The organism is Paenibacillus abyssi, assembly GCF_014640295.1.
Lineage (GTDB): Bacteria > Bacillota > Bacilli > Paenibacillales > Paenibacillaceae > Paenibacillus_D > Paenibacillus_D abyssi.
On record NZ_BMGR01000004.1, the window covers coordinates 202,485 to 225,266 of the forward strand.

Here is a 22,782-nt window from a genome sequence, read left to right on the forward strand (position 1 = left end):
GCCGGAGCTGCATGTAAAAGATATCAGTCCGTATTATTTAATTTCAATCGACTTAACGATGCCATTTTCACCTTTGACCTCAATAAGCTGGCCCTGGGAAAGCAGAGAAGCATTACCTTTAATCTCTACATTGGTGTCAACGTTGAAAATTACCGCTTGCTCGTTTCCATCTACCGTCTTAATAATCGAGATCGTAGACAGCTTACCTTGCGCATTCAGCGTTACGGAATTAATCTTGCCGATTTCTGTGAACGCAACATTAACCGCTGCCGACTTTGTCACTTCGATGAAAACCACTTTATTTTGGAAGGTCCGAACCAAAACTTCATCTCCCGCTTTCAATGCGGATACCTGCGCCTTCGTTCCGTCACGGAAGATGAACACATTCGGATCGAGTGCCAATGCGACATCTGTATTGTCCGATTTTTGGAGAATGATCGCTCCGCTGGCCGGATCAGCCTTCAGCTTTCCAACAACAGCCTGGGCATCATGGTCTGGAAGCTGGTTGTCCGTACGATCAAGCAGGGCAGCCAGCTCGGCGCGCGATACCGGTTGATTCGGACGGAAGGTGTTGTTCTGGTAGCCGGTGACCAGCCCTTTCTCGATCGCTACCGCTACATAACCGACTGAACCGGCTGGAATCTGCCTTGCATCTTTGAATTCAAGCTTGGTATTATTTTTAGCTTTAGCTTCATCCTCCAGCTTCAGTGCTTTGACAAGCAAAGTCGTCGCCCACAAGCGGTCGGCCGGTTTGTTCGGCTCAATCTTCGCATCCGTCTCAAAGAACAAGTCGTTTTCCAACGCTACAGCGACATAACCAACCGCCCAAGGATATTTTTCCTGCAGCAGCTCGGCGTCTTTAAAGTTAAGATCCGTGCTCATCTCTTCCGCTGATTCGGCTTGCTCACGCAGTCCCATTAAACGTACTGCCGCAACCAAAGCTTCGATGCGGGAAATGGTTTGTCTTGGCTTGAAAGTGCCGTCCTCATATCCATTGAATACCCCTTTGGATGCAAGGCGGATAATATGCTCCATCGCCCATTCCATTTCTTTTTCGTCAAGATCCTTAAAATTTACGTTAATCTTAATTTCAGCTTTTTGATGGTGTTTTTCTTTCCCTTTTTTTCTATCTTTGTCTCTGCCCTTTTCTTTCCCATCAGCAAAGGCCGAGGTTGCTCCACCCATTAATGTCATGACAGCCAGGGATGAGATCGCGAGCTTTTTCCATGTTGCTTTTTTCATTCGTTAGCCACACTCCTTCTCGAAATGGTTTGACGCTTATACCATTCGGCTTGTCCATTTCGTTTTTTGGGGGTGGGCTAAATAAATTTTCACTAATCGTTTTCGCTCCGCTTTGCTTTCAGCCATTTCGGAGCGCCTTTGTCCTTACGGTCACGCTCACGCACCGATTTAGTCGCTGTCTTTTGCGGCGGACGTTTCGAGGCCGGCTTGGCATCTGCCTTGGATGCTGTTGTCCGCGCGGTTCCCTGCATTGATTCTTTTCCAGCTCCCGCAGTTTGTCCTGGAGCTTGTTCCGCTTGCCTCGAACCGGATGCTCTACGGAACGGGGCTGCTTTCTGGCGGGCTTCATCTGCATTCACAAGCTTACCGCGATCCAACACTTTCTGCGTAATGGTTATCGCAAGCTGCTTCTGGAACTTGTCCATTATAAACAGCTCCTGCGGGGTGACGATCGAGATGACCGTTCCGAAACGGCCCATTCTTCCCGTTCGTCCGGCACGATGAACATAGTGATCCGCATCGAAGGGCGGATCCAGATTGATGACCAGCGGCAGGTCCGCGATATCCAAGCCTCTTGCAGCAACGTCTGTGGCAAGTAATAACTGGCAGCGTCCGTCGCGGAACCTCGCGAGCGTACTCGCCCGTTTGGCTTTATCCGCATCGCCGTAAATGGCCTCAACCGTAAATCCTTCATAGCTCAATTTGGATTCCCAATTGGAGATCACATCGGTATCGTTCAAGAAAAGCAGCGCCGCAGCCGGATTCAATAACCGTACAATCCGTCTGGCAGTATCGACTTTATCCCGTTTGTCGCACACGATAAATTGATGCTCCACGGAAGCAGCAACACGCTGCTGCGGCGTAACCGCAACACGAACCGGTTCATTGAGCCAACGCCTTTCAAGTTCCTCCATCGCCTCCGGGAAGGTCGCCGAGAAAAATGCGACCTGCCGATCCCGTTTGGTGCTTTGCAGCACCTCTTCCACCTCGCTTGTCGAGCCAAGCCCGAACACCTGGTCCACTTCATCGACCACGATCGTTCTGGTTTCATGAAGCTTAAGCTTCCGCTGCATAAGCAGTTCACGAATACGCCCGGGCGTCCCGATAACCAGCTGAGGATGCTCCTTTAACTTCTCGATTTGCCTTTTGATCGCCGCCCCGCCAATCAGAGCCTGGATTCGTACCCCGATCGGTTCGCCATACGATTTAGCAACCTGAACGATTTGCATAGCTAATTCCTGCGTAGGTGCAAGCACGACGGCCTGCACGTTCTTATCCTCTGAATCAATCCGCTGGAGCACAGGCAGCAGGTATGCCAGCGTTTTGCCGCTACCGGTCTGGGAATGCGCGATCACATCTTTTCCCTCCAGCATCACTGGTATGGCTTCGGCTTGCACCTGAGTCGGCGTAACAATATTATTCTCCTGAAGTAACGCCGCAAGCTGTGCGTCTAAGGACAAACTGGCCCAAGTATTATTCATCATCCATGCCCCACTCTCTTCAAAACACTTATTTTTTGTTCAGCCATTTGGCAGCTACCCGGTTGGATAAACGTGGAAATAACTGAAACAGCTTGATCCCGATTGCAGCCATACGCGGCAAATCAACCTCAGGCACCCGCCGTTCGATCACCTTGATTACCGTTTTTGCCACCCGCTCCGGCGGCATCATAAACCATTTTATATTATTGACATAGGTCCCGCTTGGGTCCGCTACGTTAAAGAAAGGCGTATCAATCGGTCCCGGGTTTACCGCGGATACCGCGATGCCTGTTCCCTCTAATTCCATCCGCAGTGCATTGGTAAAACCTAACACGGCATGCTTCGTCGCCGAATATCCGGTTGATTTGGGAGAACCGATCTTGCCGGCTATTGAGGCGATATTAACAATATGGCCCTGCTTCCGACGCATAAAATGCGGCAGCACCGCTTTGGTGCATCGGACCATTCCCATGTAATTCGTGTCCATCATTTGCTCATAATGCTCAAGCGGCGCATCCGATATCGGCTCAAACCAAGCAAAACCGGCATTATTAATCAGCACGTCAATCTCGCCATATTCCAACGTGATGCGTTCGAACGCCAGAGCGACCTGCTGCTCGTCCGTAACATCCAGCTTATGTACACCGTACTTTCCTCTCAACGAAGCCGACGCTTCGCGCAGCTTTGTCTCATTGCGTCCCGTGATAATCGGGAAGGCTCCACGCTCAAGAAGCATGCTTGCGGTAAGTAATCCAATTCCGCTTGTCGCCCCGGTTATCAACACTTTTTTCCCTTTCAACATGCTTCATCACCTCTATCAATTTTACCGCAACCGATATGCTGGAAGCAAAAAAAAAGCTCCTCTTGGGAGCAAATTCATGTTACTATGCAATCAAGACCTGTATATCAAGCTCCCCAATTCCGTCCATGATAAGAGGGATCGTTAGTGCTTTCTTTGGTTCGAATCCGGCAGCTTGAGCTGACCGCAGCACAACCGGCGGTGTAATGTCCACGCGCACGCCTTGATTAAACAGCATCGTGCTGGCATTGCCGCTGATCATGTTACCTAGCTCGGAAATGGCACTGCTGCCCATTTCATCGATTTCTGATATTGCAAATCCGCCCATCATCGCAGAAATAATCTTTAGCGCTACTTCTTCACTTAGGCCGAAAACAATGTCACCGCTCATTTGACCGGTCATGCCGATTTGAATCCAGATGTAGTCCTCAATGAACTTCACATCCTTCACTCCGAGTTGTCCGGTAGCAGGGCGAATCATGATCACTTGTTCAATGACGATTCTCGCCGACTCAAGAAACGGATTAATATACTCAGCCTTCATTACCAGCAACGCCCCTTTTCGACATCAATCGATCGATTCCATGTACTTTAATACATTATACTTAAAAGCGTAGGACAAGTATACTATTTTTTTGCTCCAAAGGACTAATTACCCATATCTAAAGGAGGGAAATAATGCCGAATGTTTGGACTCATCTGATCTTTGGCAGCAAAGTTCTCGAAGCGCTGGAAGAACATCAGTTAATTGAGAAACCTGAACTTAAACGGTTATTCAATATGGGCTGCCAAGGACCGGACTTTTTGTTTTACCACCATTTCCTTCCATGGAAAAAAGGAAAAACGATGAATAGGCTTGCCAGCGCGATGCACAACCAACACTGCGGCAAAGTCATTATGGATATGCTGGATGCCGTAAGCGGCCGTAAGATCCAAGGCGACTCTCCGAACCCTGCAGTTATCTATTCGCTTGGCTTTGTGCTGCACCATGTGCTTGACCGGAATATGCATCCCTACGTGTTCAGCCGTTCCGGATTCAGAAAATGGGATCATCAGCGCTTTGAAGTCATGATGGATACGCTGATTGCAGCTAAACTGCTGAATATTGAAACATGGAAAACGCCAGTATGGAGAGAAATTAACATCGGAGGACGATTCCCGGAAGGAATTGTCGAGGCATTTGAGCAGATCACAGCCTATCATTATCCTGAGCTTGCACCTCTTGTCCACCGGGAGGACTGGGATCAAGCATGCCGTGATATGATTAATGCCCAACGGCTGTTCCATGATCCCACAGGCATCCGCAGGGTGTTGACCTTCGGTCAAATTGAACCGCTGGTTTACAAAAAGAAACTCCCTCCGCTGGACATATTAAACGAAGCAAGGAGGAGTTGGATCGATCCGACGGATAATAAGACCAAGCATAATCACAGTGCCTGGATGCTCTGGGATAGAGCATTAAAGGATGGCGTTCAAGTCATCAGAGCCGTGCTGCAATGGCTTAGGGAAGAAGAAAAGATGCTGAACGGGAAGGAAGAGGCTCCGGTGGATTCGCAAGCCGATACCCGTACCCTTGATTTCCAAAACGGACAAGCAGCGGAGCTAAGAATGACCGCCGCCGACTGTATAGGCAATTACTCCTACGAAACCGGCCTTTCTTGTGACGGAGATGCCGCAATCCGTTACGCTGATCCGATCTGGCCTGACGGCGGTCTATCCCGGCCGGAGCCAGAGCCATCTTCATCGGTATCCTCCGGATAAGCCCGCTTACGAAGATGGCTCTATTTCCCTTATTTGCTACATGGCTTGCGGTTTATGCACGGCTCTGCGGTAACGCAGCCTCATGAGCCGCAAGCGATCATAAAGAAGGTCCACTTGCTTGCTCTTCAGTTCTTCTTCATTATACACCTGGCTTAATACAGGTTTGAGGTAGCGGTCGCCAATCTCGTCGAGCGCAGCCCATATCTTCTGCTGCTCCGTCTCCGGCACCTCTGCCAGCTCGCGTTCAATCAACGCCTCCAGATCATATCCTTCCCGTTCCAGCTGTTCAATTCTCTCGAGTAGGTCACGCTTGGGCATTTCGAGCGCTGCTTGCAGATCAGCAAGTGAATGTCCCTCCTTGACTCCACCGAGTATTCTGCGTTTTTCCTGCTGTCTTTCCATCTCTCCTTTGAATTTATTTTCTTTCTGTTTATAAAGCCATTGCGTATAGGTTTTCGGATCAAGTGATTCATTTACCCAATCGAGAGGAAATGAGGTTGTCTGTTCAAACCTGCGGGTGATTTCCAGCACTTCTTCTGAATAATCTGAGTTTTTCGCTTCGCCCCAGCCCGGAATTTGTCGCAGCTCCGTTTCCTGGTGGGGCACAAACGCGCTGATCATCCACAGCATACGGTTCGTTGCAACCAAGTAAGCCGCCTTTTTCTGCTCAACTGCTTTAGCCCTCCGCCAATCTCTAAGCGCCTCAGACAGCTCCGGATGAGAGTTAAGCTCGCCGTAACAATGCAGAAACGAGAGCCCTCCGCCTGCACCTCTGGTCGAACGGTCGTCAAGCATTCCATCAATGACAGGAACATACCCTTCACCCATCTTAATTGCAACACCATGCCGGAAAGCGCAAAGCATCTCTTCCCACGATGTGCCTTCGAACCATATTCCTGATTGTGTATCATTATCCCCTTCTTCACAAATAACCTGCCAGGTGCCCTGCCGTTCACAGATCGACACCTGTAAGCGGGCTACGCGTCCCTCTTCGGTTTGTTTTTCCATCGTGTTCAAGAAGACTAATTGCATAATTACACACCTCCATCGTTGTTGCCGACACGTAAATGAGCATAAAAAAACACCTCTCCTGCTTAAGCAAGAGAGGTGCTTCCTCACGTACAATGATTCGGTTGTTTGCATATTACCATAAATCATTATTTCTTACAAGGGTTTTGTATCCGCCCAAGCCGATCCGGGGATTCGGTTTGTTGGGCTCAGTTTTTCGTGTATAATGAAGCGATAAAGAGGAGATATGGAGGTTGTGCGGATGATTCTTCCTGATTACGATTTTATGTCGGATACGACCGAAGAGACCAATACGCGTTTTGTTACCTTTATTGGACCGAGCCTTAAAAGGTTTGACCTTGCGGTTACATCGACAAGCCGCTTCTACGGAAAAAAATTAGTTACAGACCTGCAGGCAGGCAAAACAGCAATTATCGGTCCCGATGATTTAGAAGAAGAAGGCTATTTGGAATATGTGTTTAAGCTAACCGAAGAGGAAGCGCTGGAGCTTCAGCAATTCCTTTATTTAGTTGTTGGAACTGTGAATTTTACAGATTAACAGGGGCACACTGTAACCGTATCCTACTGTTTCCGGGGGTGTGGTTATGGACGGAATGATGAAGGAAGACAAACAGTTGTATACTGATCTCGCCACGGTGGAATCCCAGCGGAATGACCTTATTCCGGAGGAATTCCCGGAAGGGCCTTACGGGGCTGATCTGCTCAGCGAATCACTCGGCAAGAGCTCACCTTGGCGTGATGACCAACGACCTTCGAACCGCTTTGACTATGAAAACCGCTCGCTGCATAAAGGGCTGGAACGCGGTTATCCCGGAGATGGCGGCGAGGGCAACGCAGCTCCAGAGCTTGTCCAAGAATAAAAAGGGGTATCCCATAAGTCATCGATGATGACGATGGGATACCCCTTTCTCTTAAAAAGCTTTGGTTGTACCGCATTCACTGCGCAGTCGAATGTTCTTCCGATCGCTGTTGTTCCCGGATTCCCTTGAATGAATAGGCCAAGGTGGGAATCCGGGAACAAAGGCGACCGCTGACGCTTCTCCAGAATCATTCGATCTGCTTCGTTTAGGCGTAACCGTTTCTTTCCTGAAACAAATAAAAGAAGCCTTTCCTTGTATCCAGCTTCAATATCTCATTGAAGATCCCTTTTGGGACAGCCCCTTGTCCTGCAATCATTTAAAACAGCTATTTTGTCCTAGACTTATCGTATCGTTTCATCCGGCTAAGGCTTGCCTGTTCCATTTCTTTTTCTTCATTCTGATGATTTGTCGTCTTGGATGCCTGGACAGGCGCTTTTTCTTTCATCGTGGGAACGCTCTGCTCTCTTGCCATCTGTTCCCTTGCAATCGCTTCGATCCTCAGCTCTCTTACATGCTGCTCTAATATCTCAACTCTGGAAGACAGCGCTCTAACCGCATTAACAAGCGTATGAATCGATGGAACATCTTCTTTCTTCTCAATGTTCCGCTCCTGCGGAATGCCGGCAGCCGTTTCGTTCAGGGCTTGACTGTTATTCTCTTCCCCGAGCAAAGCTTCTAATTCTTCATGAGATAAGATCGTTTTACCGTCCATATCAGACTCCTTAACCAGGATTAGTCCTTTAACCTTATTCTTATGGTAATTATCCAAGAAGTCAAGATAAAGCAGCTGCAAATGATCACTTTTATGCATTAAACTTGGGAAACCGCCCATGAACTGCCTCCACATGGTGCATTTTTGCGCCTGCTCTGGCCCACTACCGCGGACAACAGAACGTCTTTCAAATGAAAAATATTTGACAACTATATTCGTTGTAACTATAATGATTACATCGAGAGGGTGAAGCAACATGAAAAAATTTAGCAGCCGCTTTTCCATCGCTGTTCATATTTTATCCGTCGTCTCTTGGAATTCATCGCTTAGTACATCAGAATTTATTGCGGGCAGCGTGAATACCAATCCCGTTATTATTCGCAGAATTATCAGCAGTCTCAAGAAGGCGGGATTAGTTTCGGTCAAAGCCGGAACCGGTGGAACGTATCTGAATAAAGAGCTGGATGAAATTACACTGCTTGATGTCTACCGCGCTGTAGAGGTAGCCCAGCAAGGGGAGCTGTTTAATTTCCATGAGCATCCCAATCCAGCTTGTCCAATCGGTGCGAATATCGAATCCGTGCTTCGGAAAAATATGTTGAAAGCACAGACGGCAATGGAGCAAGAATTGGCTCAAGTTACACTGAAGCAATTGGTTTCAGAGCTTAGCGAGAAAACGGTTGAAACTGCTAAAGGCTAATGTTTATGTCAGTTGTAACTGAATCGTTTATGGCTCTTTTTTTTGAATGAGTTGTAACTCTTTCGGTTACACTACACCCCACTCCCACAAATTCGGTTAATGAGAGGATGTATACTATTATGTCAATTATGATTACAGGCGCTACAGGAGAACTTGGAAGTCTGGTTGTCAATCACTTGCTCAAAAAAGTGGCAGCGGATCAAATCGTTGCCGTCGTCCGTAATGTAGAGAAAGCAGCCGCGCTTGCCGACCTCGGAATCGAAGTCCGTCATGGCGACTATAACGATCAGGAATCGCTCACACAAGCTTTTGCAGGCGCTTCTAAATTGCTCTTTATCTCCAGTCCGGATAACGATGACACGCAACGTATCGTTCAACATGCGAATGTTGTAAAAGCAGCTAGAGATGCTGGAGTGAAACATATTGCTTACACTGGCTTTGCATTTGCCGAGCAGTCGGTCATTCCACTGGCACATGTTCATTTAGCGACAGAGCAAGCGATTCGCACGACAAAAATTCCTTTTACTTTCTTGCGTAACGCTTTATATACTGAAGTATTTGTTAACCCGGGCCTTGGCGCATCCATAGCCCATGGCGCAGTCGTTACGAATACAGGAACCGGAAGAATCAACTCGGCAACCCGCAATGATCTCGCATTGGCGGCTGCTGCAGTCCTTGCAGAAGATGGACATGAAAACAAGACTTATAATCTCGTTTCAAGCCAAACTTGGAGCTACGACGAACTGGCGCAGCTGATCTCGGAGATTTCAGGCAAGCAGGTCGTACATCAAGCCGTTTCGTTCGAAGAAGAGAAAAACATCCTGATCGGCGCAGGCTTCCCTGAGCCGGTAGCCGCTCTTTTCGCCGGCATCTATCAAGCCGTGGCAGAAGGTGAAACGTCCAAATCCGCAGATGATCTGAAAAATCTTATCGGCTCAGAGACACCGCTGAAAGCATCTGTACAGCAGGCTTTGCAAGGCTAAGGACTAAGTGAAGAAAGCTTAACATACTTTTTAATCGGAGGTGCTTATGTTGAAGGTTGATATTTGGTCTGATTTTATGTGTCCGTTCTGTTATATCGGCAAGCGCCGCTTCGAGGCGGCGCTTGAGCGGTTTTCCAATAAAGATGATGTAGAAGTCGTTTACCGCAGCTTTGAACTCGATCCAAACGCAAAACGCGACGTGGATTTTGATGTGCATGATATGCTTGCATCCAAATACGGCATGAGCCGTGAACGGGCGATGTCGATGAATGATGATCTTACTGCGCAAGCGCAAGCTGTGGGGTTAACTTATCATTTCAATACGATGATTCTAACCAACACGTTTGATGCACATCGTTTGGCGCATTTCGCCGCCAAGCATGGAAAGATGACGGAGATGACGGAGCGTTTGCTCAAAGCTTATTTCACCGAATCCAAGCATATCGGCGATCATGAAACATTAGCTGCATTAGCGGAAGAGGTTGGCCTGGACAAACACGAGGCCGCCCAAATGCTCGCAGGCGATGATTACACCAAAGAAGTCCGCGCCGATGAGCAGGAAGCGGTCAATCTGGGAATACGTGGCGTGCCTTTCTTTGTCATTAACAACAAATATGCCGTATCCGGCGCGCAGTCCAGCGAAGTCTTCCTTCAAGCGCTTGAAAAGGCGTGGAGTGAAATAAAGCCGCCGCTTACCGTATTGAACGAATCGGATGACAATGCGGCAGATGCTGCTTGTGTCGATGGTGTATGCGCTGCGCCTGCCAACCAGTTGAAATAATATTTTCTTTATGCTTGATTTATATGTGCGAATGAACAAAGGCTTGTGCAGAATGCTGTTTCTGCACAAGCCTTATTTAGGTTGATTGCGTGTGGTTGATTGCCAACACGTATCGATCCACTGCGATCTGGGAGCTGCGCGGTGCAGAAATTATAACCGTAACCTCGCATGTCGTTCCACCACAGCTGCGAAGCTTCACAATATGTATGCGTATAGCAGGATTTCCTCAAGCTAAATTGACTTCGTTATCTAGAAAGATTACTCTAACTGGAATCGCTCCATCTAAAAAGGCTCTCGGTAGAGATAATGACCGACAGAAGTAAATATATCAGGAGGTTTTCCAGTTGTTCAGGTGTGGAATGGGTTAAACTGAACAATTAACGGGATGTAATTCAGGTAATATATTCATAACATTGAGACACAAAATACTACGAAATATTCTGCTTGGTCATCCTACTCAAATTCAGATAAATAAACAGGCCGGTTCTCGCTCATCGAAATATAAGCGCCAAACACCATTCTTATCGTCAGCAAATTGTCGGAGACGCTGTTCTCGGGCTCGCGGTCTTCTTCGATTGCGCGCATCAGTTCGCCCATCGTGCCCATAAAGGCATGCGGGAACCATTTGCCGTGCAGCTGCGGAGTAAACCAGTAATCCGGATGAATGCGCCGAGAATAGTAGCTAAGCGTATCTTCCCTGCCTGCAGGATAATTGTATAACGAACCGTTCGTTCCTTTGATGATCCCTTCAGTCCCTTCAAACCGGAACGTCGCGTACCAATCATCCTCTGAACCGATATGATTATGATTATCTTGAATCAGACCTCTTGCCTCGCCCGGGAACTTGATATGAAGCAGTGTTCTCGTCTCGCCTTTGCATAGCTGCCCAGGGAACCGTGCACCGTCAGCATAGATATATTCGGGCGTCCCGAACAAGAACCGAATCGTGTCCATATAGTGAATGCTGTGATACATAAACTCCAACGTTTCGATCTCGCGAAGCCACGTCCAATTGGAGAACTCCTGTTTTACATTCACCGCAATGGATGCCTGAAGCAGCTCTCCGAGCCAGCCTCTCTTGATAATCGTATGGCTCGCGCGAATGCCCGGTGACCATCTCATCTGCTGGTTCACAGCCGCTTTGACACCGGCTTTTCTGCATGCTTCTTCGATCTGCTTGGCTTCTTCATAGCTTTCAGCCAAAGGCTTCTGGCACAGGATATGCTTTCCCGCCTCAGCAACCTGCCGGGCTAAGCCCGGCTGTACCTTCGCGGGAACAGCCATGTCGACGACAACAACCGCAGAATCCGAGAGCAGCTCTTCTACGCTTGAGTAGACTTTATCAATCCCGAATTGTCCGGCCAGCTTTTGTGCGCGCTCTTGATTTAAATCAAAGATACCGACAACTAGAAATCCAGCCATCCGGTAAGCCGGCAAGTGGCAGGATTCCACGATTTCTCCCGCTCCGACAATACCAATTCCCATCTGCTTGTTGCTTGGCAGAGCAGGCTCATATTCAAGATTCAGCCACTGACTGTCCATTGTGCTCATGTTTTTTCTTCTCCCCTGTTACAAACTTGGTCCAATCCGGTTAATGCTGAACTCCTGATGCCCCAAAATTTCCGCCTTCGTCAGCTTGCCATCAGCTACTTCCTGAATTTCCTGCCAAATACGGTCACCGCTTGACTGTAAACTCATCGTGCCGGACAAAATATCACTGACATCAACATCCATGTTATCTTCCATATGCATGAACATTTTTTTGTTGCCTGTGATTTTTATAACCGGCACAACAGCAGCGCCTGTCGGTGTCCCGCGGCCGGTCGTGAAGCATACAATATGAACGCCGCCCGCTGCCATGCCGGACACGCACTCGATATCGTTACCTGGAGAATCCATGAAGTAAAGCCCTGTCTCAGGAATGTCCTCCGCATATTCAATCACGCCCTTAATCAGAGCGGTTCCGCATTTGCTGATACAACCAAGTGATTTCTCCTCAATCGTGGAAAGACCGCCCGCAATATTGCCGGGACTTGGATTGCCGCCGCGCATATCGGCGCCCATCCGGTCAACCTCTTTCTCAAAGCGGTCCACGATATGGTACAGCTTCGCCCGCGTCTCTTCCGTTGCACAGCGCTCCGCCAGCACATGCTCAGCACCGATGATCTCTGTCGTCTCCCCAATGACAATCGTTCCGCCGCTTTCAATTAACGCATCCGCCGCCACGCCTAGCGCCGGATTGGAGGCCAGACCGGAGGTTGCGTCCGAGCCGCCGCATTTTACGCCGACCTTCAGCTTGCTTAGCGGCACAGGGACCCGCTGCTGTTTATCAAGCTCTGCCTTCATCTTGCGCGCGAGCTCCACACCATGCTGAATCGCTTTCACCGAGCCGCCAACGGATTGAATATCAAACACTTCAACAGGTTTACCGGTTTTGCGGATTTCTTCCGCCAGCGCGATCGGATCGACGACTTCACAGCCAAGAGAAATAATAATAACGCCGCCGACATTCGGATTTTTCCCCGTCCCGGCCAGTACTTCAAACGTTCGATCCTTGTCGGCTCCGATCTGGCTGCAGCCGTGCTGATGGGTAATCGCAACCGCATCGGGTACCATTTGCACAATTCTGCTGCACACCTGATTCGAGCAAATAACCGTTGGAATAATAAGCAAATGATTGCGAATCCCGATATCTCCGTTAGGCCGTACGTATGCTTGAATCGTTCTCATGCGTGCGCCTCCTTTACGGCTTGGTCTCCGCGGCCGCGAATCCCTTCGATATTGTGCACATGAACATGCTGCCCCTGCTTAATATCGATTGTCGCCCGTCCGATGACTTCGCCGTATTTTCGTACATCCTTACCGTTCATAATGTCTTTTACCGCTATTTTATGTCCAAATGCAACGTCTTCCAGCAGCTCAATGCTAAGAAGATCTTCACCCCTTCGAATCCGTGCGGTTTCTCCCTTAGCCAGGTCGCGTAAAGCGGTTGCAACATGATCCCTTTCATCAACCACCAATGCGTCTGCTCCAGCTTGGATTTCTCCAGCCATATTCAACAGCCCCTTTTCCTAAACTTCCGCAACCATGCGGTTCGTGATCGAGCCGAGCTTTTCGATTTCGATCGTTACGACGTCGCCATCCTGCAGATAAACCTGCTTCTCCAGCGGATAACCGAGTACAACGCCCTCCGGTGTCCCCGTTAAAATGATGTCTCCAGGCGACAACGTAAGATGCTGCGAAATGTAGCTCACGATCTCATCTACCTTAAAGATCATATCGGACGTGTTGGAGTGCTGGCGCACCTCACCGTTTACAATACATTTAATCTCCAGCTCATTCGGATCTCCGACTTCATCGGCAGTGACCAGATAAGGCCCCAGCGGGGAGAAATCATCGCAGATTTTGCCTAACATCCATTGCGGCGTGCGAAGCTGAAGGTCACGGGCCGACAGATCGTTCACGCAGCAGTAACCGAATACATGGTCAAGCGCATTCTCTTTCGTTAAATATTTCGATTCTTTGCCGATGACAATAACGAGCTCCGCTTCGTAATCAACCTTCTGAGAAACCTTCGGAAGCGCCACATCATGTCCGTGGCCGGTTAACGTATTGGAAAATTTGTTGAACAGAATCGGGTATTCCGGAATCGGCGCATTCGTCTCCTCCGCATGCTTGCGGTAATTCAAGCCAACGCAGATGATTTTACTTGGGGCCGTTACGCAAGGAGCCAAAGTCAACTCCGATTCATCAAGTAATGCCCTTTCTCCGGCCAGTGCCTGATCTGCCAAACGCTGCAGCGCCGCAATGGCCTTACTCCCTCCATTTATAACTTCATGCACATTTAATGGTACTTCTGCCTGCTCCACTGCCGCCGCGGCAACATCAATGACGCCTTTATCCGTATGAATGCCTAATTTATACTGCTGATTTTCAATAAAAGTTAATAATTTCATCGTTTACTCCCTTTCCATAATATAATTATGCATTCTTGCCGAATACAACGCCTCCATCGATATAAAGCGGAGAGCCCATCATAAATTTCGATTCGTCCGAGGCAAGGAACAGCGCCGCTTGCGCCACATCCTCCGGCGTCCCGAGTTCACCGCTCAATTGGCGCGTTTTGATCGCGGCAATCGCTGCTTCCGGATCATCATACGAATTTTTCAGATATTGCTCGACAAACGGCGTGAGTATCGTTCCGGGCAGCAGCGCGTTCACCCGAATGCCATAGCCCGCGTAATCCACCTGCATCGATTTGGTCATCGCCAGCACTGCGCCTTTAGTCGCTGCATATGATACGCGTCTAGCCAAGCCCATCTCTGCAACACAAGAGGACATGTTAATAATACTGCCGGATTTGCGCTCCATCATATGAGGAACAATATACTTGCTGGCAAGGAACACGCCTTTGATATTTATATCCATCACTTTATCCCAAACATCAGGCTCGATCTCATGCAGTGCGCCGACACCGCTTACACCGGCATTATTGAAAAGCACATCAATTTGTCCGTAATGCCGCAGCGCTTCAGCAGCCATCGATTGTACGCTCGGAGCATCGGTTACGTCCGCTTGAATAAAGGTGGCGTTACCGCCGTTTTCGGTAATTTCCTGTACCGTCTCCTGCCCTTTAACGGCATCCAGATCGTTCACAATGACAGATGCGCCCTGCTGCGCGAACAACAGCGCTGTGCTTTTGCCTATTCCTGATCCCGAACCGGTAATCAGGACAACTTTTCCTTGCAGTCTCATTAGAGCCTCGCTCCTTCACTATTTCGCTATGGACATGCTTTGTGGTTGGGCGCACTGCGACAGCTGCTGAGCCAGCTTGCGAATTTCCGCCTGTGCAAGCTCATGTTTTACTTCCCATTGATGCTGCGGCATGGAACAGCTGACAGCAGCAATCACTTCCCCTCCTACACCTCTGATCGGTGCAGCGACACAGCTAAAGCCGATAACAGCCTCCTGAAGATCAAATGCGACGCCTTCCACGCGAATCTCGGAGATCTGCTTAAACAGCTCATCTCTCGTCTTGATGGAGTTAGCCGTCCCGCCTGAGAGTCTTGCCTCCGGATATAAACTCGCCAATTCAGGCTCGCTTAGTCCGGCGAGCATCGCCTTGCCAAGCGCTGTTCCATGCGCCGGCAGCTTCATCCCCGGATCCGAAGCTAATCTTACCGGTGAAGGCGCTTCCTCTTTGGCTAAATAAAGCACATGATCGCCTTCCAGCTTCGCAAGCTGAATGGTTTCCCCGATCCGCAGTTTAGTCATGAATGCTTCTTGATGGAACAAAGAGATAAGATCGAATTGCCGGAAGTACGTGCTGCCGATCAATCCGAAGAAAGAGCTTAGGGCATAGGTATCCCCTTTATCTTTGGCGATCCATCGCAGCTCCTCCATCGTATGAAGCAGGGAAAACATCGAGCTCTTATTGATGCCGAGCTGCTTGGAGAGATCGATCAGCTTGAGCTGATGCGGATGCTCAGCTATTAATTCAATAACACGAGTTGCCTTATCCAAAGCCGGAACCCAATATTTCTTCTCCATTGCTCCTCCAATGCAATTTGGTTTACTATAATAAACCAGGTTTATAATTTATATGATTTCATCATATCACCGGATTTTTTGGTGGTCAATCATCAAATCAATCACTCAAAAAAAAGATCCCGCCTTGCAGTGTAGACAAGGCGGGATCTGATTGATATCAATTACCGGGCGTTCGGGAATATACGTTGGATCATCTCGTTAAACTGTTGGAAAAAACCAGAGATCGGCTTTCCTTGTCCTACATCTGCCACGTACTGATTGACACGGTCAAAAAATTCCGGATTGGTCGATACATATACTTTTTGGATGCTTGGATCGGTGGCCCGGACTTTATCAGCAATTTCTTTTTCCAGCTCCGGAGTAATGTCGCCTTGATTGGCACCCATACGGTCTGCATCAACAGCCGCTGCTACATAGGCATTCCGTCTTGTGATCAATACATTTGCTTGTTTTACACCTTTTATGCGCACGATCTTTTCTGCTGCTTTATCAGCTATTTCAACACGATCGCCGGTATTATCATTATCCCTGCGCGGTTGATTTTGAATCTGCTGCATTCGGGTACCTTGCTGTTGGACATTATTTGTGCCATTTGTACCGTTAGTGTCATTGTTGTCATTCGGGTTGTTGTTCATGCAGCCTGCGGCAAAAACTGAAATCGCGATCAGCATTAAAACAGCCAACCATTTATGTTTTTGATTTAACACATTATTCACCCCTTCTTATGATCTTCTGTTATTATGCTTTCTAGCGGCTCTGTTCATTCATTATCCTTTCGGCTTGACAAACAGTGATGCCATAAAAGAAAAGATGATTGCGGCGGAGATACCGGCGCTGGTCACTTTGAATATACCGGTAATAATGCCAATACCGCCGCTGCTTTTCAACTCCTCCAATGCACCGTGCACCAAGGCATTGCCAAAACTGGTTATCGGCACGCTTGCTCCTGCGCCCGCAAATTGAATGAATGGATCGTACAGTCCTAATCCGTCCGCGATTGCTCCGGCGACAACGAGCAATGTCATCGTATGAGCCGGATCCAGCTTGAATACATCAAAACAGATTTGTCCGATTACACAGATGGCTCCACCTATAACAAACGCCCAAAAATAAATCATGTGTTTTCCACCCCGCTCTCGATCGATACAGCGTGCGCGATGCAGGGAATGCTTTCTCCTTGCTGATAAGACAGTGGCGATAACAGCGCTCCTGTCGCCACCACTAATATTCGGTTCAGTTCACGATTCCGCAGTTTTTTAAGTAAATGGCCATAGGTTACGACGGCTGAGCATGCACACCCGCTCGCTCCGGCTTGCACCATTTGCTTCTCGTAATCATAGATCATCATACCGCAATCCTTATAGACCGTCTGCTGCATCGGAATGTGATGCTTTTTGAATAAATCGTTAGCAATTTCATAGCCTACCTTGGATAGATCTCCCGTCACAATCAGGTCATAGTGCCCGGGTTCAATCCGAAAATCACGGAAATGAGCCTGAATCGTATCTACCGCTGCGGGTGCCATCGCAGCCCCCATGTTAAAAGGATCCGTCATGCCCATGTCGATAATCCTTCCGATTGTCGCCGAAGTGACATAGGGTCCTTCCCCTTTCTGTGCAATAACACTGGCACCTGCCCCGGTAACGGTAAATTGCGCGGTAGGAGGCTTCTGTGAGCCATATTCCGTGGGATAGCGAAATTGCTTTTCTACAGAAGCATTATGGCTGGACGCACTGGACAACGCATATTTCGCCGAACGCGAATTGACAAGATTAGCGGCGATTGCCAAGCTTTCCATTGAAGTAGAGCATGCCCCGAATATCCCGATATAAGGAATCGCCAGCGTCCTGGCGGCAAAGCTGCTGCTGATGATTTGATTCATCAGATCGCCGCCGACAAAAAAATTAATCTGCTCTTTTGTCAATCCGGCATTTTCGACGGCCAGCTTAGTCGCTTCCTCCATGAGTGTCCGCTCCGCTTTTTCCCAGCTGTCCTGCCCCATTCTTAAATCACCGTGAATGATGTCAAAATCGTTGGCTAACGGACCTTGCCCTTCAAACGGGCCCACCACGGTCGCTTCTGCAAGAATGGTTGGCTTATTCTCAAACAGCCAGCTTTGATGACCTTTCAGCATGCTCAAGAACCCCCTACGGCTGCCGGATTAAAGATCCAATGAAGAATACCGACAATAAAAGCCGCGACGGTACCGAAAACAATGACCGGGCCGGCAAGCTTGAACATTTTCCCGCCGACGCCCAGCACATAGCCTTCACTGCGGTGCTCCAGCGCTGCCGAAGCCATCGAGTTCGCGAACCCGGTCACCGGAACCGCAGAGCCCGCTCCTGCCCACTGCGCGATTTTATCGTAGACGCCAAGACTCGTGAGTATAACAGAAAGCAGAATCATTACGGCCACGGTGGGGTCACTTGCTTTCTTCTCTGTGAAGCCGGCCCAATGAACAAACATCTCTTGTACCGCTTGACCGATTAAGCAGATCGTACCGCCGGCAATAAAAGCCCTGAAGCAATTTTTAACAACCGGCCGGGCCGGCTCCCTTTTTTTGGCTAGCTCCTGATATTCCTGCTGGACCGGCGTCAGTTTTTTCTTTTTTTTGTTTGCCATGATCATTTCCTCCAATTAGCGGTGTAAGATCGGTTTAACGTCCGAAATCACATTCTGCAATTGCTTCGCGCATTGTTCGTACATTTCTTTGGCCTGTTTACTCTCAGTTGCCAGGCCGAACATTTCCAGGTCCGCTTCACATTTTTTCAATGTGGCATATAATGCAGCTTTTTTTTGAGGTACAGGCACTTTAATCTGATCATCAAACAGATCGACAAATAATTGTCCATAAGAGTCGACTTGACCCACAAACACATTGTCGACGGAAACACCTAACTTCTCCAATTCCGTATTCAACCATGCCCGGTTTAATCCGATGGTTGCGAGCGGTTCATCCATAATCTTGCCATCCAAAATGACCGCTTGAGGTTCTTGTTCAGGTCCGACTTTAATGCCTAGATGCTTTGGGGTCATCGGTTGGTTTTCTCTTCTGAGCAGCACATTCACTTCACCGCTTGGTTCGATCACCGCGAATTCAACATCGGCCACCTTAAAAATATTTTTACTGCGCAGTTGTTCCAACAGCTCTTCATTGGTTAGACGTTCTTTTTTCAAATTATCTTCCATTATTTTTCCGTCTTTGATTAGCGTCGTTGTTGTGCCGTCAATCAAATTTCGCATCGTTTTACTTTTGAGCTGCAGCAATTCAATTCCTAAGGAAACGCCGACCCAAACAATAAGCGATACAATACCCAAATACCATGTTGCCTCAAGGTCCAATGAGATATATGCGGCCAAGCTGCCGATCGTAATTCCCGTAATATACTCAAACAAGGATAACTGGGAAATTTGCCGTTTCCCCAAAAGCTTCGTCATAAAAAAAAGGATGACCACGGACAACAACGTACGCAGTGCCACTTCAAGCCATGCCTGCACAATTTGATTCCTCCTTTGATCAAGAATCGAGAACACTTATTCACATTCCAAATTATTTGTCAAAATCGAGCAGATCAACCGAACAATCATTACCCTGAACAGGGAAAAGCAGGAGTGCGGCATGCATGTATAATTACGCCTGAAATGAGTTATATTACTGTTCGTTAACAGGGAAGGGGGGTGACATCGATGACAATCGGATCTGACGTTAAAACATGCGTCGCTTCATTGAAAAGCGCGCAGGCCAGCCTTGAACAATTTGCTCTGGGCACTCAAAATCAAGAGGCAAAAACACTCTTCACTAACGCGGCTCAGCAAACACAACAAATCGTGGATCAAGTGCAAAACCGTGTTACACAATTGGAGAATGAAGAACCCCAATATAAAGGTTTCTAAGCGGAATTCCTTTGTTGTAACTGATCCTTAAAAAGGGTTGTCCCCTAGGTCTAATTAGACCTTCTGGGACAACCCCCTATAAAAAGTTCCGCTAAATCCATTTTTCATACTGTTCTTTGACTCTATAAATCGTTTATAATATGTCATATTATGTCGATTAAGGCGGTAGCAACTTGAACAATGGAATAACGAATGAAGAACTCTCCCTGCTGCTTTCTGGAGAAAATCATGCTAGTCAGGAAGCCGGTTCTTTTTTGCCCAGATCGAAAAAGAAAAGAAAGCGGAGCAGACAGGGCCGGCTTTACCGATTAATACGCAAATTGAAATTCACCTGAACCCACCAACACCCGCACGCCTGTATCCATATCCGTCACGGACGAAATGCCGGCAGCCTCTGAAAGCTTTATGCCATTTTCGGTCACTGCTTCCAAAGCTGCGCCAGGCAGATGAATTTCCGCCGTCGTATTCGGCGGAATCTTCACTTCAATCCGCATTCTCCCATCATCCGATTTTTCCCAGCGGCTGCGAACTAACCCGTAAAGCGTCTGGAGTTGTCCCTGCGCCCAGTCCAATCCGTCCCCGGGCTGCGGCCTAATCCGAATCCGCTTATATCCCGGCTCATGATCATCCGTATCAATCCCCGCCACAGAGCGGTACAGCCAATCGCCGATTGCGCCATACGCATAGTGATTGAAGGAGTTCATGTCTTTGCTCCAGAAGCTGCCGTCCTCCTTGATGCCGTCCCAATGCTCCCAGATCGTCGTTGCGCCCTTTGTGACCTGATACAGCCAGGAAGGATAATCCTGCTGGAACAGCAGCTTATAAGCCGCTTCATTGTTTCCGTTATCGCTCAATACATGATTCAAATAAGGTGTGCCCACAAAGCCTGTCGTCAAATGAAATTTGCTCTCCTCAAGCAGCTCCATCAATTTACGAACCGCCCTTTCCTTGGCCGGTCCCTCCAACAGGCCGAACATCAACGCGAGTACCTGCCCGGTCTGGGTAGCTACCGATAGACGGCCTGATGGCGTTACAAATTCATCGGTAAAGGCCCTAAGTATGTTTGAGTAAAGCGCTGCGAAAGCTTTCTCATCCTCCGTATTACCCAACACGGCAGCCGTTTTCTGCATCAGCGAAACCGAGTAGGCGTAGAACGCTGTCGCAATATAATCCCGGTCTGTCGCGCCAATGTAACTATCCGGCTTCGAATCCAGAGCCAGCCAATCGCCAAAGTGAAAGCCGGTGTTCCAAAGGTATTCGTGTTCACCTTGCCCGCGGATATAGTCCACCCATGCCTTCATGCTGTCATACTGCTCTTCCAAAATTCGTTTATCCCCGTAACAGAGATAGATTGTCCATGGACAGATGACCGCGGCGTCTCCCCAGGCGGCAGAGTTAAAGGGCGGTCCAAACAAGCCATTGCCCTCCGTTCCTAAAACATTGGGCACGACAAACGGCACGCCTCCGTCCGCGGCTTGATCCGCCTTTAAATCCCGCAGCCATTTGGTAAAGAATGGCGTAATATTCGCCAGATACGAAGCAGTGCGGATGAACATCTGCGCGTCACCCGTCCAGCCAAGCCGTTCATCCCGCTGCGGACAATCGGTCGGGACATCGAGGAAATTGCCTTTCAGCCCCCACACGATATTATGCTGCAGTTGGTTGATTAGCGGATTGGAGCACTGGAAATCGCCTGTCGGCTCCATATCCGAATGCAGCACGATTCCCGTAAAATCATCGAGCCGGACCGGTTCCTCGAATCCGGTCAGCCGGATATAACGAAATCCCTGGAATGTAAAATGCGGCTCAAAGGTCTCGCTCTCCCCGCCTTTTAATACATATCGAATCAATTGCTTCGCAGCGCGCAGATTATCCGTATAGAAGTTGCCTTCCCCATCGAGTATTTCGGCATGCCGGATCTGGACTTCTTGTCCCGCTTCGCCCTTCACGGTGAAGCGGATCCAGCCGACCATGTTCTGCCCCATATCAATGACCGTTTCGCCTGCCGGCGTTTCGATCAGCTGGATCGGTTTAATCTCTTCTATTTTCCTAACTGGAACGTTTTCCTGCGCGATGAGGATTGCTTTGGTATGCGAAAGGATCACTACAGGCTGCCAGCCGCTGTCGTCAAAGCCTTCTGCGCTCCAACCCGGCTGTTCCAAACGCGCGTCATAGGTTTCGCCGTGATAAATTTCCGACATGAGGATCGGACTGCCGGACACTTTCCAGCCGTCATCCGATATGACGGTGATTTCCCTGCTGTCTTCCAAAGTGATGTGAAGTTGAAAAAGTAAGGCAAGTCGGTCACCGTACAGATCTTTGCTGCCTGCCCATGCCAGATTTCCTTTGTACCATCCATTCCCGAGCATAGCCCCGATTACATTCCCGCCCTGCCGCAGCAGGCCGGTTACATCGTAGGTTTGATATTGAAGCCGATGCTTATAGCTGGTCCATCCCGGGGCAAAATAGGCGTCTCCGATCTTCACGCCGTTCATTTCCAGTTCATATAAGCCCAATGCCGATGCATAGACGCGCGCAGACTTGATCTTGCCGTCTAATTCGAAGCTGCGGCGCAGCATTGGGCACTGCTCGGAGTTCTCCGGCAGCAAGCTTGCCGGGGCGCCGATCCAAACGGCCTGCCATTCGTCCGCTTTCAACAGTCCCATTTCCCAAAAAGCCGTCTCGGACCACTCCGAGCACTCTCCATGCTGGTTCCAGGCTTGAACACGGTAATAGTATCTTTGGCGCGACTCCATCTTTAACCCGGTTAATTGAATATGAACCGATTGATCCGACAACACTTGCCCGGAATCCCAAAGCTTTTCTTGAAACCGGTCGTCCCCGGCCACTTCAATCCGGTATGCGGTCTGGGCAGAAGCCCTTTCATCCGACTCCATCCGCCAGCTGATTCGCGGCTGCAGCACATCGATCCCCACGGGATTCTCAAGGTATTCACAGCGAAGTCCGGTTATTGTAAACATGCCATTTCT

At 48.8% G+C, this 22,782-nt stretch carries 25 protein-coding genes; 7 read left to right on the top strand and 18 right to left on the bottom strand.

Translation table 11 applies throughout. The features are described 5' to 3' along the window. Positions 1-33: 33 nt before the first annotated feature. The 4 genes from IEW11_RS07645 to IEW11_RS07660 form a co-directional block, all read right to left on the bottom strand. The gene (locus IEW11_RS07645; protein WP_188530468.1) at positions 34-1,242 is read right to left on the bottom strand and encodes an S-layer homology domain-containing protein; all 1,209 of its coding nucleotides are present in this window, start codon (positions 1,240-1,242) and stop codon (positions 34-36) included. 92 nt (positions 1,243-1,334) lie between these two features. Next, entirely contained in the window at positions 1,335-2,723 is a 1,389-nt protein-coding gene (locus IEW11_RS07650; RefSeq protein ID WP_188530469.1) for a DEAD/DEAH box helicase, read from the bottom strand. A 28-nt stretch (positions 2,724-2,751) separates the two neighbouring features. Further along, on the bottom strand, positions 2,752-3,525 hold the full coding sequence (locus IEW11_RS07655; RefSeq protein ID WP_188530470.1) for an SDR family NAD(P)-dependent oxidoreductase: 774 nt from the start codon (positions 3,523-3,525) through the stop codon (positions 2,752-2,754). Between the two features lie 82 nt (positions 3,526-3,607). Further along, positions 3,608-4,066 carry a chemotaxis protein CheX gene (locus tag IEW11_RS07660; RefSeq protein ID WP_188530471.1) on the bottom strand — a complete coding sequence of 153 codons (459 nt, stop codon included), beginning with the start codon at positions 4,064-4,066 and terminating at the stop codon, positions 3,608-3,610. A 134-nt stretch (positions 4,067-4,200) separates the two neighbouring features. On the opposite strand from IEW11_RS07660, the gene IEW11_RS07665 reads away from it, so the two are divergent. Further along, positions 4,201-5,283: a zinc dependent phospholipase C family protein gene (locus IEW11_RS07665; protein ID WP_188530472.1), complete on the top strand. Its 1,083-nt coding sequence runs from the start codon at positions 4,201-4,203 to the stop codon at positions 5,281-5,283. Between the two features lie 36 nt (positions 5,284-5,319). Here the strand turns inward: IEW11_RS07665 and IEW11_RS07670 are convergent, their stop codons facing one another. Then, entirely contained in the window at positions 5,320-6,315 is a 996-nt protein-coding gene (locus tag IEW11_RS07670; RefSeq protein WP_188530473.1) for an HRDC domain-containing protein, read from the bottom strand. A gap of 238 nt (positions 6,316-6,553) precedes the next feature. Here IEW11_RS07670 and IEW11_RS07675 point away from each other — a divergent pair, with 238 nt between their 5' ends. Both IEW11_RS07675 and IEW11_RS07680 read left to right on the top strand, forming a co-directional pair. Continuing rightward, positions 6,554-6,850 (top strand): DUF3055 domain-containing protein, encoded by a 297-nt coding sequence (locus tag IEW11_RS07675; protein ID WP_188530474.1) that lies wholly within the window; start codon positions 6,554-6,556, stop codon positions 6,848-6,850. Between the two features lie 46 nt (positions 6,851-6,896). Next, positions 6,897-7,172: a hypothetical protein gene (locus IEW11_RS07680; protein ID WP_188530475.1), complete on the top strand. Its 276-nt coding sequence runs from the start codon at positions 6,897-6,899 to the stop codon at positions 7,170-7,172. 325 nt (positions 7,173-7,497) lie between these two features. Here the strand turns inward: IEW11_RS07680 and IEW11_RS07685 are convergent, their stop codons facing one another. Then, on the bottom strand, positions 7,498-7,884 hold the full coding sequence (locus IEW11_RS07685) for a hypothetical protein (RefSeq protein WP_188530476.1): 387 nt from the start codon (positions 7,882-7,884) through the stop codon (positions 7,498-7,500). Positions 7,885-8,140: 256 nt separating this feature from the next. Between IEW11_RS07685 and IEW11_RS07690 the strand changes: the two genes are divergently transcribed. The 3 genes from IEW11_RS07690 to IEW11_RS07700 all read left to right on the top strand — a co-directional run bounded on the left by IEW11_RS07690 (position 8,141) and on the right by IEW11_RS07700 (position 10,348). After that, a complete protein-coding gene (locus IEW11_RS07690) occupies positions 8,141-8,584 on the top strand; it encodes an Rrf2 family transcriptional regulator (protein WP_188530477.1) in 444 nt (147 codons plus the stop codon). Between the two features lie 119 nt (positions 8,585-8,703). Next, on the top strand, positions 8,704-9,567 hold the full coding sequence (locus tag IEW11_RS07695) for an SDR family oxidoreductase (protein WP_188530478.1): 864 nt from the start codon (positions 8,704-8,706) through the stop codon (positions 9,565-9,567). 49 nt (positions 9,568-9,616) lie between these two features. Then, positions 9,617-10,348 carry a DsbA family oxidoreductase gene (locus IEW11_RS07700; RefSeq protein ID WP_188530479.1) on the top strand — a complete coding sequence of 244 codons (732 nt, stop codon included), beginning with the start codon at positions 9,617-9,619 and terminating at the stop codon, positions 10,346-10,348. A 453-nt stretch (positions 10,349-10,801) separates the two neighbouring features. Here the strand turns inward: IEW11_RS07700 and IEW11_RS07705 are convergent, their stop codons facing one another. From IEW11_RS07705 to IEW11_RS07755, 11 genes are all read right to left on the bottom strand, one after another. Next, entirely contained in the window at positions 10,802-11,899 is a 1,098-nt protein-coding gene (locus tag IEW11_RS07705; protein WP_229725010.1) for a Gfo/Idh/MocA family protein, read from the bottom strand. Between the two features lie 18 nt (positions 11,900-11,917). Next, on the bottom strand, positions 11,918-13,078 hold the full coding sequence (locus IEW11_RS07710; protein ID WP_188530480.1) for a UxaA family hydrolase: 1,161 nt from the start codon (positions 13,076-13,078) through the stop codon (positions 11,918-11,920). After that, positions 13,075-13,401: a UxaA family hydrolase gene (locus IEW11_RS07715; protein WP_188530481.1), complete on the bottom strand. Its 327-nt coding sequence runs from the start codon at positions 13,399-13,401 to the stop codon at positions 13,075-13,077. The genes IEW11_RS07710 and IEW11_RS07715 overlap by 4 nt, the downstream gene beginning before the upstream one ends. Before the next feature lie 18 nt (positions 13,402-13,419). Next, positions 13,420-14,304 carry a fumarylacetoacetate hydrolase family protein gene (locus IEW11_RS07720; protein WP_188530482.1) on the bottom strand — a complete coding sequence of 295 codons (885 nt, stop codon included), beginning with the start codon at positions 14,302-14,304 and terminating at the stop codon, positions 13,420-13,422. A gap of 25 nt (positions 14,305-14,329) precedes the next feature. After that, entirely contained in the window at positions 14,330-15,103 is a 774-nt protein-coding gene (locus IEW11_RS07725) for an SDR family NAD(P)-dependent oxidoreductase (protein ID WP_188530483.1), read from the bottom strand. Positions 15,104-15,121: 18 nt separating this feature from the next. Continuing rightward, on the bottom strand, positions 15,122-15,898 hold the full coding sequence (locus IEW11_RS07730; protein ID WP_188530484.1) for an IclR family transcriptional regulator: 777 nt from the start codon (positions 15,896-15,898) through the stop codon (positions 15,122-15,124). 161 nt (positions 15,899-16,059) lie between these two features. Further along, on the bottom strand, positions 16,060-16,605 hold the full coding sequence (locus IEW11_RS07735; RefSeq protein WP_188530485.1) for a YhcN/YlaJ family sporulation lipoprotein: 546 nt from the start codon (positions 16,603-16,605) through the stop codon (positions 16,060-16,062). A 60-nt stretch (positions 16,606-16,665) separates the two neighbouring features. Beyond that, on the bottom strand, positions 16,666-17,016 hold the full coding sequence (gene spoVAE / locus IEW11_RS07740; RefSeq protein ID WP_188530486.1) for a stage V sporulation protein AE: 351 nt from the start codon (positions 17,014-17,016) through the stop codon (positions 16,666-16,668). Then, positions 17,013-18,032 (bottom strand): stage V sporulation protein AD, encoded by a 1,020-nt coding sequence (spoVAD, locus tag IEW11_RS07745; RefSeq protein WP_188530487.1) that lies wholly within the window; start codon positions 18,030-18,032, stop codon positions 17,013-17,015. The genes spoVAE and spoVAD overlap by 4 nt, the downstream gene beginning before the upstream one ends. 2 nt (positions 18,033-18,034) lie before the next feature. Further along, positions 18,035-18,520: a stage V sporulation protein AC gene (gene spoVAC, locus IEW11_RS07750; protein WP_188530488.1), complete on the bottom strand. Its 486-nt coding sequence runs from the start codon at positions 18,518-18,520 to the stop codon at positions 18,035-18,037. 15 nt (positions 18,521-18,535) lie between these two features. Further along, positions 18,536-19,396, bottom strand: a complete 861-nt coding sequence (locus IEW11_RS07755) for a DUF421 domain-containing protein (protein ID WP_188530489.1) — start codon at positions 19,394-19,396, stop codon at positions 18,536-18,538. Between the two features lie 189 nt (positions 19,397-19,585). Here IEW11_RS07755 and IEW11_RS07760 point away from each other — a divergent pair, with 189 nt between their 5' ends. Next, positions 19,586-19,792, top strand: a complete 207-nt coding sequence (locus IEW11_RS07760) for a DUF1657 domain-containing protein (protein WP_188530490.1) — start codon at positions 19,586-19,588, stop codon at positions 19,790-19,792. 308 nt (positions 19,793-20,100) lie between these two features. Here IEW11_RS07760 and IEW11_RS07765 read toward each other — a convergent pair whose 3' ends face one another. Further along, positions 20,101-22,773, bottom strand: a complete 2,673-nt coding sequence (locus IEW11_RS07765; RefSeq protein WP_188530491.1) for a family 78 glycoside hydrolase catalytic domain — start codon at positions 22,771-22,773, stop codon at positions 20,101-20,103. Positions 22,774-22,782 lie beyond the last annotated feature (9 nt).

Bases quoted from the DNA above. Each gene is read 5' to 3' on its own strand.
- IEW11_RS07645 (WP_188530468.1), bottom strand. From the start codon at position 1,242: ATGAAAAAAGCAACATGGAAAAAGCTCGCGATCTCATCCCTGGCTGTC.
- IEW11_RS07650 (WP_188530469.1), bottom strand. From the start codon at position 2,723: ATGAATAATACTTGGGCCAGTTTGTCCTTAGACGCACAGCTTGCGGCG.
- IEW11_RS07655 (WP_188530470.1), bottom strand. From the start codon at position 3,525: ATGTTGAAAGGGAAAAAAGTGTTGATAACCGGGGCGACAAGCGGAATT.
- IEW11_RS07660 (WP_188530471.1), bottom strand. From the start codon at position 4,066: ATGAAGGCTGAGTATATTAATCCGTTTCTTGAGTCGGCGAGAATCGTC.
- IEW11_RS07665 (WP_188530472.1), top strand. From the start codon at position 4,201: ATGCCGAATGTTTGGACTCATCTGATCTTTGGCAGCAAAGTTCTCGAA.
- IEW11_RS07670 (WP_188530473.1), bottom strand. From the start codon at position 6,315: ATGCAATTAGTCTTCTTGAACACGATGGAAAAACAAACCGAAGAGGGA.
- IEW11_RS07675 (WP_188530474.1), top strand. From the start codon at position 6,554: ATGATTCTTCCTGATTACGATTTTATGTCGGATACGACCGAAGAGACC.
- IEW11_RS07680 (WP_188530475.1), top strand. From the start codon at position 6,897: ATGGACGGAATGATGAAGGAAGACAAACAGTTGTATACTGATCTCGCC.
- IEW11_RS07685 (WP_188530476.1), bottom strand. From the start codon at position 7,884: ATGGACGGTAAAACGATCTTATCTCATGAAGAATTAGAAGCTTTGCTC.
- IEW11_RS07690 (WP_188530477.1), top strand. From the start codon at position 8,141: ATGAAAAAATTTAGCAGCCGCTTTTCCATCGCTGTTCATATTTTATCC.
- IEW11_RS07695 (WP_188530478.1), top strand. From the start codon at position 8,704: ATGTCAATTATGATTACAGGCGCTACAGGAGAACTTGGAAGTCTGGTT.
- IEW11_RS07705 (WP_229725010.1), bottom strand. From the start codon at position 11,899: ATGAGCACAATGGACAGTCAGTGGCTGAATCTTGAATATGAGCCTGCT.
- IEW11_RS07710 (WP_188530480.1), bottom strand. From the start codon at position 13,078: ATGAGAACGATTCAAGCATACGTACGGCCTAACGGAGATATCGGGATT.
- IEW11_RS07715 (WP_188530481.1), bottom strand. From the start codon at position 13,401: ATGGCTGGAGAAATCCAAGCTGGAGCAGACGCATTGGTGGTTGATGAA.
- IEW11_RS07720 (WP_188530482.1), bottom strand. From the start codon at position 14,304: ATGAAATTATTAACTTTTATTGAAAATCAGCAGTATAAATTAGGCATT.
- IEW11_RS07725 (WP_188530483.1), bottom strand. From the start codon at position 15,103: ATGAGACTGCAAGGAAAAGTTGTCCTGATTACCGGTTCGGGATCAGGA.
- IEW11_RS07730 (WP_188530484.1), bottom strand. From the start codon at position 15,898: ATGGAGAAGAAATATTGGGTTCCGGCTTTGGATAAGGCAACTCGTGTT.
- spoVAE (WP_188530486.1), bottom strand. From the start codon at position 17,016: ATGATTTATTTTTGGGCGTTTGTTATAGGTGGAGCCATCTGTGTAATC.
- spoVAD (WP_188530487.1), bottom strand. From the start codon at position 18,032: ATGCTGAAAGGTCATCAAAGCTGGCTGTTTGAGAATAAGCCAACCATT.
- spoVAC (WP_188530488.1), bottom strand. From the start codon at position 18,520: ATGGCAAACAAAAAAAAGAAAAAACTGACGCCGGTCCAGCAGGAATAT.
- IEW11_RS07760 (WP_188530490.1), top strand. From the start codon at position 19,586: ATGACAATCGGATCTGACGTTAAAACATGCGTCGCTTCATTGAAAAGC.
- IEW11_RS07765 (WP_188530491.1), bottom strand. From the start codon at position 22,773: ATGTTTACAATAACCGGACTTCGCTGTGAATACCTTGAGAATCCCGTG.